The following is a 12,437-nucleotide window of genomic DNA, read 5'->3' on the forward strand; positions in this document are numbered from 1 at the left end:
TTCAAGTTTCTCTCTCATTGACATCCATTCATATGTCCGCTTACAAGGTGCGTCGATTTGTCACGGCCCATGTGCACCTCGTAAGGGATGCTTCTGGATTCACTCGAAATCGCCAATGCACTCGTTGAGGCAGACGGGGCTGGTAACGTGCATTGGCCTGATATCGCCAATCGAGCGTATGCGGGTGTCAGGGGCGGAGCAAGAGTGAGTCATCTGCGCCGGTAGGAGCTTTGAGATTGGTACGGCACGAGGCAAGCCGTATCAACCGGAAGAAACAGGCCGCCCCGATCATCACAGTGAATTGAAGAGCTCTTCAATTTCCTCGAGCGACCTACCTTTGGTCTCCGGGACGAAGCGATAGACAAAGACCGCTCCAAAAAGACAGATGGCAGCGTAGGCCGAGAAGGTGCCCCCGGTGCCGAGTGCACGATTCAGAAAAGGGAAAGAGTACGTAAGCGCAAAAGATGAGGCCCACAGTGCGGCGACAGCGATCGAAACTGCGAGCCCGCGGACACGATTCGGAAAGATCTCTGCGATGAGAACCCAGGTGATTGGCGCTAGCGAGACGGCATAGCACGCGATCGCACTGAGCGTGAGGATGAGAACAGCCGGGCCGCGCATGCCGCGTGAGTAAGCAAACGCAGAGAGAAGGTGGGAGACACCTACTCCCAGAGTGCCGAAGAGCATGATGGAGCGCCGGCCAAAGCGATCGACGCAAGCCATGGCGACGATGGTGAAGACGAAGTTGATGGCACCGGTGATGACGATGTTGAAGAGTATCTCGTTAACGCCATAGCCGGCGCTCCGGAAGACTTCCTCCGCATAGTTGAAGAGGATGTTGATGCCGCTCCATTGCTGGATGACAGCGAGTGTGATGCCGATCAGCAGGACTCGGCGCAGGCTGGGGGCGAATAATTCGCGCCAGGCGACGCGGGACTTCGTTTCATGATTCAGACCCTCATGGATAGTAGCGACCGAGTGATCGGCATAGCCTGGTCCGCCGATCCGATTGAGGGTGAGGCGGGCCGCAGATTCGAACCCATGCACCATCTGCCAGCGTGGGCTCTCGGGAATCAACAGCGTGGCGAAGAAGAAAATCACACCAGGAAGCGCGACTGCGGTAAACATCCAGCGCCATCCATACTGCACGTTCCAAGATTGTTCGAGCGCGAGAGCGCTGGCACCTTCTACAACTTTGCGTGCGATGGCGAAGTTAGCAACCTGGGCCATCAGGATTCCGCTCACGAGAGCAAGCTGATTGAGGCTGATAAGCTTGCCACGCCATTGCGAAGGACTGATCTCCGCAATGTAGGTTGGACACACATTGGACGCGAGTCCAATCGCTACGCCACCAGCGATCCTCCAAAAGATAAACGCGACGAAGCTATAAGACCATCCGGTAAGCAACGATGAAAGAGTAAAAAGTAAGGCAGAGCAAAGAAGGGTCTTCTTTCGCCCCGCCGAATCGCTTAATTTGCCTGCGGCGAGCGAGCCAAGCAGGCAGCCTATAAGAGCACAGCCATTGGCCCAACCGACCTGAAACTCCGAGGTGAGATGGAAGAAAGACTCGTAGAAGGGCTTGGCTCCGCCGATCACTACCCAGTCGTATCCGAAGAGAAGTCCCCCAAGCGCAGCGACGGATGCGATACCCCAGATGTAGCCGGCGTTCAGCTGCGTATTGACGTCTCCTGTATCCGTAGCTGGCGAGTGTACGGTCTGCATGCTACCGGCCTCTCGTACTCGCAGCGGATTGCTGCACCAGTCTGCTGAGATTCTGTGCGGCCACATGGTTGATGTCGAGCGATTGGACGATCTGCAGCAGGCGGCCGGCCTCAGCAAAGTTGCGCATACCGAAGCGTGCCTGCGCTTCGAGGAACGTGGCTTCGATCTTATTGCGTTGCCCGAGATCTTCCTCAAAGAGCAGCATCGTTGGCAGCGATGTAGCGAAGTAATCAATGGCGGGCAAAGTGGAGTGAAGCTCCTCGGCGAAGTCGAAGATGTTGCGCATTAGATCTTGCGCTGCCGCCTCCTCACCAAGCATGGCGAGCGATAGCCCAGTCCACAGGGTCGCAGTTGAGACGGAGCGCACGCTCATCTGCTGGAAATCGCCGGTCTGTCGTGCAGCGCGCTGCCACCAGTCGCGGGCTTGGCCATTCTCACCGGCCATGTGGAAGGCCATACCGAGCCAGTAGTAGATCTCACTCTGATTGACGAGTAGATGTCTAGCTTCGCCTAGATTCTCCGGGGTGTGCAGCGCGGCGGAGAAGCGCTCGACCGCGATACGTGGATCTGATTGCACGAGCGCATCCTGTCCAAGCACCAGATTGGCGCGAATGTATTGGTCAAGAACGAGACCTTCGCCTCCCTCCCACGCCTGGAAGGGACGCGATGTTAGAAGGTCGAGGGCTTCGCTCGAACGGCCTGCCTGATTGAACAGGGTTGCGAGCTCGACAGAGAGATCGTTGCGGCGAGCGGTCAGGTCTGGGCGATTGAGTAACTCTTTGAGCCTGAGAACGGGATCAACCCCGATACGCTTCCAGAGCTGGTCACGCTCGTAGAAGATGCGGGCGTCTGCCGGATTTGCGGCCAGGGCGCGTTCATAAGCTTCACGCGATCTCTTCCCATCGCCCTGCACGTTGAAGTAGGCGACGCCGAGGTTTCTCCATACCGTCGCAAAGGAGACTCCGAGCTTGAGTGCTTGTTCCCATGCGGCAATCGCCTCCTGGTGACGGCGCCGGTCGTAGAGAAGGTTGCCAAGATAGTAGGAGGCCATTCCATCTCCAGCCGTTGCAGCCTGCTCGAGAATCAGCATCTCCTGAAGCGTGCTGGGAAAACAGTATCGTGGATCAGCGCTCTGTGCTTTCGCACTGCAGGAAGCGGCCAGGCTAACATCACCCACCGTCCTGTAACAGTGGGCAAGCGTGTAAAGAGCGATCGGATTCGAACCATCCAGGGCTTCACTCGAAGAAGCGGTTAGAACAATAATTGCCTCGGCGAAGAGTGCACAGCGCATCAGATCGGAGGCAAGCGCGAGACGCTTGTATCCGTCAGCGGGGACGATGCCTTCAGCAAGAAAGAGCGACCAACTGTCGAGCCGATCAAGTGTGCGTGTTTCTCCGAGTACTTGTTCAGCTTCGACCGAGTTACCTGTGCGTTCAAGCGCAACAGCAAGAAGGTTCCTTAGATTGAGATCGTCGGCGTTCATGCGCAGCGAAACGCGTGCGTGCTCGACGGCAAGAGTCCAGTCTCCGCGTGAGGCATCAATCTGCGAGAGTGCATGATAGCCAGGTCCGCGCCATGCTGCATTCCATGTTGCTTTGTAGAAGGCCTTATACGCTGCGTCCTCTTCCCCGAGATAGCGGCATACGAGGCCAAGCGTGTAATAAGGCTCCCCGTCATACGGGTTGGGGTTGAGTTCCGTAAGTCTGGCAATCGATCGCTCCAGATGCACTTTGGCTTGGACTAACTCACCGCGCTGCAGATGCCAGCGCCCCATCGCATGGCTAGCGCGAGCATCGTTGGCATCCCTGCGCAGGCACTCCCGCCAGTAGTCTTCAGGACGGCGCGTTGCGTGACGATATTGCTCGAGGTGCATGCCGATCAGGAAGAGTTGATCGGCGCTGGAAACATCTGCAGGCAGCGGGGGCTCAACTGCCGGTGCAGGCTCTACCGCCTCGACATAGCCAGCAGGTTGATGGGCGTAATGCAGGAGACGCTGCGCCCCCTGATAGATGGATACGTCCAGGTCTTCCATTGAGACGCTTCGAGGTAGTCTTTCTACGAAGAAAAAGGGGTGACCGACTGTCAGGTCTTGCTCCGCAGAATAGAGCGTCTGGCCACCCGCTTTAACTTTTACCGAAGCGGCCGGTCGATCGCTGGTCACGGAGATGCCGAAACGGGCTACGCCGTCTTTGACGGCAATGCTTAGCGCGGCATCGCAGCTTGCCTGAACCGGAGGGCCGATCTCACGGATCGGATACCAGAATTGGCTGAAGGTCTTCGTCTCTCCCGAAGCAAGAAAGGAGAAGTCCGGCTGATTATCGGTATACACACCAGCCATCAGCTCGATGTAGGGGCCGTCGTTATCGGTGAGATTTCGGTCCCAGAGATATCCAAAGTCATGATTGCCCCACGTCCACTGCTTCTTGCCCGGAGCAATGTGGTGGTTCGCGTAGTGCACGAGGCCGGCACGCGCTGCGTGGTCATATCCTCCGACAAAGTCGCCTTCGCTTCCAAGGACCATGTAGCTCGTTGGCACAGGGATATTGGCGTACCAACTGAGATCATTCGCTGCGTAGCTACCGTCCGGGATGTGGTGGCGCGGCATCTCTTCAGCCGGAACGCCATCCTTTGCGCGTCCCGCATAGTCGATACCGTAGTAAGTCCCTTCGCAAAGGGGAAACTTACTGATGGCACGCTTGGCATGGTCCGCGACGTACTTCGCGTCGGGCGGGAAAAAAGATTGATAGTGCTCGTGGACGCGCGTGGCGACGTTGGCCCACCACAAGAAGGTCTGCGTGAGAGGAGTGGGATTGTAGAGGCGAGCCTTCAGTTCGAGATAGGACTTGCCGGGATGAAGGCATACTCCGTGCATCCCCTTCAAGCCGCTCATACGATCCACATCGCTGCACCAAACGGTCACGCTTCCATCGCTGTGCCGTTCGATGTCGATATCGACAGGCATGAACGTGGCCGGACGATGATGCTGCGGCCAGTTGAACTCAACGCCCCCTGATGCCCAAGGGCCAGCGAGACCCACCAGGGCAGGTTTGATCACGTTCTGACGGTAGAAGAAATCGTAGCCGTTCCTCTTGTCGAGACCGATGTGAATGCGGCCGCCGATCTCCGGAAGAATCATCACACGGATTGATTCGTTTTCGATATGCACCGCCTGCCACTGATGCTGCACAGGCTCAACGGCAACATGGTCGATCACGGGCAAAGGGTAGACACGTCCGCTGCTGCCCTGGTAGACACGCTTCTCCAGAAAGAGCGGATTTACATCCGGAAGGTCCGGCATATAACTGCGCATGACAACTGGCTCCTGCCAGGCGCGCACAGCGTAACGATGTTGCTCCGCCGGAGCATCGGGCAGATGAAGCAGCCCCTCTGACTTACCCTCTGTGCCGGTTTTTTCTTGCATGCAATTTTCACCCTTCTCAGCTTTACTGCAGTTATGCAGTCGTTTGGTTCCGAGACGTTCAAGATGTCAATTCGGAGTGACTTTGAGATTGTCGAACTCTGCCCTGGTCCAGCCAGTGCCGATGGCAAACATACCACGCGTGTGGTCTTCGTCGTCCGCGGAGAAAAGTTGTTTACCGTTCACGGTCGCACTGACGGTCTTGCCTGAGAAGTGCAGTTCCAGATGCTGCCATTGCTTCGACGGAAAGCCGATCTTGCCAGCCGCAAGGGCGTGAGTGGGCTTTTTGTAGATAGAGGAGTTCAATTGCCAGCGGCCATTCTCAAAGAGGCTGAGAATGTAACCACTTGGCCAGAGCGCCTTGCCATCCTGAAAGACGTCCGCAGAATCGACACGACCCATCAGGGTGATCGGACCATCATCGACGAAGCGGGCATCCACGGAGACGGTGTAGTCGCGCCAGACGACATCGCCTGCCAGCGTGAAGGGGTCCGGAAGAGGCGACCAGGGAATGGGCTTCTCGGTGATGACCTGCTCAAGGCACTTCCCTGCCCTGCCTGTGCATGGATGCACTTCGAAGGCTCCATCCTGATCTGAAAGATACTTCGGTGCACGCGCAAGCGGCGTGCCCTCAAAGTCATCACCGTAAGGCATGGGAAAGGCTGCGGGCGCGGGCGGCTGTGCTGTTCCCTTATGTTGCCCGGTGGTGGTGGTCAGCGAATAGAGAGAGTCCGGATCGAACTTATATTCGTAGACACCATTCGTCACTGGCACATCTGCAACATGCTCGAACGACTTAGAGCGATTGGTCTGCCAGATGTGTACAACTCCAGTCGAAAGACCATTCTTGAGTTCGAAGCGCACCTGCTGTGGTTTTGTCGCGGCAATTGTTTCGAGCACGGTGCTCCAGTTTTTTCCATCAGTTGACCTCAGCGTAACGAAGCTCCCCTTGCCAGAGAGCGTTCCGGAACCCGTGTCGAGATATTGCCAGCCTGGCTGCGCAAACTGGGTCGTATGCGCGGTCACCCAGATTGTCGATTGCACATCATAGTGGCCCGACCATGGAGTATTCGCATACATGAGGCCCGAGTTTGGCGCGGCAAGAATGTCGTAGTAAGAGGTGATTGGACTCCAGATTTCAGTCTTGGTCAGGGCACCCTCCAGGTAGTTTCGGTTGTAGACCGTAGCAAGAATCCGGCCGCCTGGGTTCCAAGTACGCTGCAGGATCGGTCCGCTCCCAGGGTTGGGCTGATCTTCGCTAGACCACAGAGGTTTCCCGGAGTTTCGCGCGGCTTCCGTCGTGTTGAGCTTGCCGTTGTCCTGGGGATAATGGGATCCGATCGCGGCAACCGCTTCTCGCAGTTCAGGATCGCTCTGCATCGCTTTCGCGACCTCCCATTGTTCTCCATCTTTCGTCTCGTCCTGGTCGCAGCAGACGATCTTGGTCTCGAGGTGTGCAGCATCGAGGGCTCGGCGCAGCTCCTTCACGTAGGCGGCATCGTACTTGCGCTCATTCCAACTGCCCGTGTACGCGATGTCGAGCCCATATTTCGTCTTGGCGCCGGCGATGAAGTCGGCCATGTACTGCGCCATATCCGGCGAGTAGAGTTTCCCGTTCCCGATCCACCCTGGAGCACCCCACGGCAGTGTGTCAAGGATGATCTTGGGATTGCGCTTTCTCGCTTCGAGCATCAACCACCACTCATAGCCGCGAGTGTAGTCTCGATCCGTACGAGAACGCATATGACTCGGCTCAGATCCATCGGTCGAGTTCACATCTCCGCCGACCTCGACCTTGAGATGCTGTAGCGAGGCGCCGTAGCCAAGCTTGAAGAGATAGTCGAGTATCTGGCTTCTCTGCGGTTCCGGGTAGTCGACAAGCAGACGTGAAGAAGCCCCTGCGCTGAGGGCTCCGATACCTTCGAAGACGCGGCCTTTGCTGGTTCCATCGACGATGACAGATTGCTGCGACCACACCGGTGCGACTGAACAGGGGGATACCGCAATGCAAATCAAAGCCACAAGGCCGAACAGATTCTGACGTACTCGCATGGCACACCTTACCTTTTGGATGCTCGCTGAATTTTCAAAAAAGAATGGCGGGAAGACAGGATGCTTCCCGCCATTGGAGATCAAAAGATAAACTTCATTGCAAACTGAACGAAGCGCGCGTCAGGACTGTTGCTTTGCAGCGATCGAGACGAGGTGATCTGGCCGCCATTGTCTCCAACACCGCCGTTCCGCGTGCCATAGGCCGGCGTATTCAATACGTTGAATACGTCAGTACGGAACTGGATGGTCGTTTCGCGATACACAGGGAAGACCTTGAAGATAGACATATCGATTCGCTCATAGCCAGGACCATACGCCTGATTTCTTTTACCTCCTAGATAAGCGAGCGCGGCAAAGCCGGTGATCTGCTGATTACCGGTGATGAGGTTTCCGTTGGGCGGGTTGGCGAAGGCGCAAGGGTTATACCAGTTAGCGACAGTGCGCACCTTGGTCGGGCAGGTGATCTCCGGATTGGTCGGATCAGGACTACCACCGGCCTTGAAGGGGTCGCGCACCTGGATGGCGTGGGAGCTGGCTCCATTGACGGCGGAGTTGTTGCCGTTGACGGTGTACGGTTGGCCCGTCTGCGCACGGAAGACGAGTGTGCTCGACCAGCCACCAGCGATGTAGTTCAACGTTGAGCCTTTATTCAGATAAGGTTTGCCATGTCCGAAAGGAAGCTCATACGTGCCGTTGAAAGTGATGCGATGCCTAGTGTCCCAGGGAGAATTGCTGTAGTCGGCCCCGATGCCGACCAGGTTCGGATTCCGGAAACCGCCATCTCCGTTGCTACCTAACTGAGTGGGGGCGTCGTCGAGAGAGTGCGAATAGGTGTAGGTTGCCAGCAGGTTCAGGCCGTGGGAGTAGCGTTTGTCGAGCTTGCCTTGGAAGGAGTTGTAGTTACTTGAGCCTTCGTAGACGGTGTACTCGACACCGTTGAGCAGGGGGAAGGCACGTACCGTGTTTGAGTTGAGGTTAGGAGCGATGAGCGCTTCTGGGCCGTTCCGATCATAGGCCGTTGCCAGGTGACGCGACAGCGATCCAACATAACCGGCAGTCGCAACCAGATCGTGAGACAGGGCGTACTCCATCGTAAGGTTGAACTGCTCACTGTAAGCGGTCTTCTGGTTCTGCTGCGTACCAACGAGAGACGGACTTTGCACCGCGTTGACCAGGCCCGCCGCGATCTGACTACTGAAGCCGGTCTCGAGGTTGAGCCCATTCGTAGGACAATCGTTGGGATCGCAGTTCCCGCTGTTGAAGTTTGATGAAAACTGGAATGGATAGTTGAAGCCAAGATTCGGTGATCCACCCTGACTTTCGAGACCTCCAAAGAAGATACCGAATCCGGCACGCGCAACAAGGCTGTCTCGCACTTTGTAGGCTAACCCGACACGTGGAGCGAAGTTGAGGTGCTGCGCGTCTACCAGCGAATTGTTGTTCGTATATTGCAAGGTGACGTTGCTACTGGACAGTAGATTGAGGAAGGTGTCCGGAAACTGGATGCTTCGGTTCACGCTGGGGAGTATGAAGTCTCCAGTTCCTATACCGGGTCCAGTCTGTCCAGTCACATCGAAGCGAGCCTGGCGCTGATGACGCTCGAAGATGGGCTGTTGGTACTCATACCGGACACCCATGTTCAAAGTAAGGGACGGAGTGACCTTCCAATCGTCCTGGAAGTACGCGGAACGAGCCCAGCGAACCTGATCAACGCCGGCAAAATTGGAGATGCCGGCCGAATCGATCTGATCGGTAAGGAAGTCGGCGACACCGCTACCCGTAAAGCTCGTTCCTGGCTTTCCTGTGAACTTGCCACTGAAGGCATAGGAGCCGCGCGCATTGATGGGTGCCAGCGTATAGAAACGGATGTGCTGGAAGTTTACGCCGCCCTTCAAGGTGTGGTTTCCAGCGACCTTCGTGAGATTGTCGAGGATTTGAAAGACGTTCTCGTACTCGTTTGCAGCATAGAACTCCGGACCTCCGAAGTTTGCAATGCCCGTGATACTCGTGAAGGGCAAACCGCCGTTGAGCGGCGCATAGGGAATGCCGCCGAGACCAACCGCGGCGGCGGTATCTGTATTCGCGCCTTCTTGCAGATCAGAAAAATGGCCGTAGTTGTAACCGAAGCGGAACTCATTGATGAGCGTATCGGAGAAGCTGTGGGTCTCGCTCATAGCAAAGTTCTCACCGAGATTCTTGGTCGTACCTGTGCTGCCATAGCTGCCGCCATCGAGGACCGGCCCGAGTGGAGCAGGGTAATTCACCGGCTCATTCAAATAACTGAATCGAGCGAATGTCTGGTCACGCTGACGAATGTTCCAATCGGCACGTACATCGAATTGAAAGGTGTTATCGGCGACATTGCGCAGCACATTGAGATTGTTATAGGTGTTCGCGCCGTTCGTATTGGGCAACGGATAAAGATTAAGCAGCTTTTGCGCCACAGCACTGATTTGGTCTGCGCAGAGCACGTTCTGCTGTCCGTCGCAGTTCTGGAGCGTTGCCCCTCCAGAACCAGGGCGGTAGAGCGTAACTGGCGCTTGCCCGGTCAGAGAGGTATTCAGAAGCTCTGTGAAATTGCCCTGGCGCATCAGAGGCGTGGGTACCGTGTAGATGTTTTGTTGACCAAATATGATGCGGTTTGCCTCCACATCCCCGAAAAGAAAGAGCTTGTCTTTAAGGACTGGAAAACCAAGCGTAGCGCCGAACTGGTTCTGCCGGTACTTGGGGACTGCTGGCGCAAAGTAGTCGCGCGCGTCCAGCACATCATTCCGGAAATACTCCCACAGATCACCGTGGATCTTGTTGGTGCCGGACTTGATGCTGGCATTAACCACAGCCCCCGCAGAGTGACCGAACTCTGCGCTGTAGGCGCCCGTCTGGACCTTGAACTCCGCAAGTGCATCAGGTGGAGGCCGCACCACGAAGCTGGCCCCGTTGAGGAAGTCGACGACGTTGGTGTTATTGTCCACTCCGTCGAGGATGAAATTATTCTGTTCGGCTCGTTGTCCGTTGGCGTTGAAATCGCCTTTGCCCTGCCCGCGTGCCCCGTTTGATCCGTCGACTCCAGCGGTCAGCTGTGCGATGAAGACCCAATTGCGTCCATTCAAAGGAGTGGCATCGATCGTTTTAGCCTCGATGACCTGGCCGGTCGAGCTATCTTCGGTCTGCATCAACGGAGGTGGGTCCGTAACCTGCACCGTCTGACTGACTGAACCCACCGATAGCTTGACGTTGACTTCAAGACGCTGCTGAATGTCTACGCGGATGTTTTCCTGGTTGGTCGTCTGGAAGCCCGGGGCCGTAACGCTTAGCGAATAGCGGCCGATTTTGATCGGCGAGAAGACATAGACACCAGATTCGTCGGTGTGTCGCGTCAACAGCAGGCCAGTGTCAGTGCTCGTCAAGGTGACTGCGGCATTAGGAATACTGGCCCCAGCCTGGTCCTGCACCGTGCCAGTGATGGCTCCCTGATCGGTTTGTGCGGAGAGAGAGCATCCTGGGCCGATCAACAGGAACAAGCTCACGGTCCAGAAGACGGAAGCAATTCTCCGCCAAGCCCAGGACATGAGCTTACCCATCTTGCGCTCGGTAGAAGTTCGGTTGAACTGAAAGCCCTTTTCGATGGGCCGGCCTGCATCAATCGCCATTTTCTTCTCCCCTAAATCGCCACTCTCAACCCAATTCCCCGGACGCTCGTTGTTCAATCTGAAACACCGTGTACGTACACGTTTTTTGACGAAACGAAATGTAGCGATTCGCAGCCGGATTTGTCAATAAGAATTCTGAACAAATTTTCGCAGTGACATTGGCTAGGTTTCGGGAACGCATCCCACAAGTGATAACTTCGTGTTCGTTACCGCTTTTTCGCGCTCTTTCGCACTACCGACCCTGCGACAGGGACTTCGGAGCAACCTCGGCCTTCGTCCTCCGCCTACCCTTGTATCCTTGCCAGATGCAGGACTCGATTAAGCTCGCCGGAATCCGAGAGATCGCCGAGGCGCTCTCGATCTCGAATGGCACGGTGGACCGCGCTCTTCATGGACGCGGAGGCGTTAGCGCGAAGACCGCGGCGCGCGTGCTGAAAATGGCCGAAGAGCTTGGCTATCGCCCAAACCTTGCGGCAAGAGCGCTGAAGCTGAACCGGCGCATCCGCATCGGCGTGCAATTGCCGAAGCAGATTGCTTCGTTCTTCGATCCTCTTAGATCGGCAATACGCAGTGCTGCGACGGCTTCGCGGGGGTTCCAGATAGCGTTGGACTTCGAAGAGTATCCGCGCTTGGGTCACGGCGACGTCGAACTGCTCACGAGAGTACTGGGGAGGCCCAGCGACCAGCGCTACGATGCGCTGATCGTCACCCCCGGCAACCCAGCACGCGTCGATGCGTTGCTGACGAGTATCGCGCGATCTGGGACAGCGATTATTTGTGTCGCCAGCGATGCCCCACGCAGTGAGCGACTGGCATCCGTCGCGGTCGATGCCTATACGAGTGGTTCGATCGCGGCAGAATTGCTTGCAAGAACACTGCCAAACGGTTCGGTTGCGACGATTACAGGCGACCTGACAACCCTCGACCACGCAGACAAGCTGCGAGGATTTGCTGCGACACTCGCAACGCTAGCACCGCATTTGACTCTGCTCACTGCGGTCGAATCGCACGATCGAGCAGAGGAAGCGTACCGTCAGACCGTCGCTCTCTTGAAACGGAGGCCTCGTCCTGTCGGCCTCTATCTCAGCACGGCCAACAGTATTCCTGTCCTCGAGGCAGTGCGCGAACATAGAATGGCTGGCAAGATCCAGATCGTAACAACCGATCTCTTCAATGCCCTGCTGCCCTATATCGAGTCCGGAGATGTACTCGCTACGCTGTATCAGCGGCCCCAGACGCAGGCCAAGATCGCCCTGGAAACGATCACTAGCTACCTGCTTGAAGGTACGTTGCTCAATCCAGTCACGCGACTTGCTCCGCACATCATTCTGCGAAGCAATCTCCCGCTTTTTCTAGATCACGTCACGGAACGCCAAATATCCCGCGGAGTAAGCTTCTAGCACTCACCATCCTCTGAACAAATAGGGCGATCATTACTCTGTCGATGGCCTTGTGTCATCTGGATCATCTAGCGCTCTCGGCCGAGGATTACAACATCGCGCCGTCAACCGATCAAGCTGTCATTCGGCAAAGCCGCCAGACCGGAGAGTGCGAGTTGATTTGGCCCGCTGGGACCTGGTGCCGCTCTTCACGAA

General features: G+C 56.5%; 5 protein-coding genes. 1 reads left to right on the forward strand and 4 read right to left on the reverse strand.

Features of this window, described 5'->3' with window-relative positions:
* Positions 1–291: 291 nt before the first annotated feature.
* From HDF16_RS13605 to HDF16_RS13620, 4 genes are all read right to left on the reverse strand, one after another.
* Complete coding sequence (locus HDF16_RS13605) at positions 292–1,722, reverse strand: sugar porter family MFS transporter (RefSeq protein ID WP_184217349.1); 1,431 nt, start codon at positions 1,720–1,722, stop codon at positions 292–294.
* Between the two features lies 1 nt (position 1,723).
* A complete protein-coding gene (locus HDF16_RS13610; protein WP_184217351.1) occupies positions 1,724–5,143 on the reverse strand; it encodes a tetratricopeptide repeat protein in 3,420 nt (1,139 codons plus the stop codon).
* 66 nt (positions 5,144–5,209) lie between these two features.
* A complete protein-coding gene (locus tag HDF16_RS13615) occupies positions 5,210–7,192 on the reverse strand; it encodes a family 16 glycoside hydrolase (protein ID WP_184217353.1) in 1,983 nt (660 codons plus the stop codon).
* 80 nt (positions 7,193–7,272) lie between these two features.
* Positions 7,273–10,842: a TonB-dependent receptor gene (locus tag HDF16_RS13620; RefSeq protein WP_246409060.1), complete on the reverse strand. Its 3,570-nt coding sequence runs from the start codon at positions 10,840–10,842 to the stop codon at positions 7,273–7,275.
* Between the two features lie 305 nt (positions 10,843–11,147).
* Here HDF16_RS13620 and HDF16_RS13625 point away from each other — a divergent pair, with 305 nt between their 5' ends.
* A complete protein-coding gene (locus HDF16_RS13625) occupies positions 11,148–12,242 on the forward strand; it encodes a LacI family DNA-binding transcriptional regulator (RefSeq protein WP_184217355.1) in 1,095 nt (364 codons plus the stop codon).
* The last annotated feature ends 195 nt before the right edge of the window (positions 12,243–12,437 follow it).

This window comes from Granulicella aggregans (genome assembly GCF_014203275.1).
Classification (GTDB): Bacteria; Acidobacteriota; Terriglobia; order Terriglobales; family Acidobacteriaceae; genus Edaphobacter.

Coding starts and splice junctions, on each gene's coding strand:
- HDF16_RS13605 (WP_184217349.1), bottom strand. CDS start 1,722: ATGCAGACCGTACACTCGCCAGCTACGGATACAGGAGACGTCAATACG.
- HDF16_RS13610 (WP_184217351.1), bottom strand. CDS start 5,143: ATGCAAGAAAAAACCGGCACAGAGGGTAAGTCAGAGGGGCTGCTTCAT.
- HDF16_RS13615 (WP_184217353.1), bottom strand. CDS start 7,192: ATGCGAGTACGTCAGAATCTGTTCGGCCTTGTGGCTTTGATTTGCATT.
- HDF16_RS13620 (WP_246409060.1), bottom strand. CDS start 10,842: ATGGCGATTGATGCAGGCCGGCCCATCGAAAAGGGCTTTCAGTTCAAC.
- HDF16_RS13625 (WP_184217355.1), top strand. CDS start 11,148: ATGCAGGACTCGATTAAGCTCGCCGGAATCCGAGAGATCGCCGAGGCG.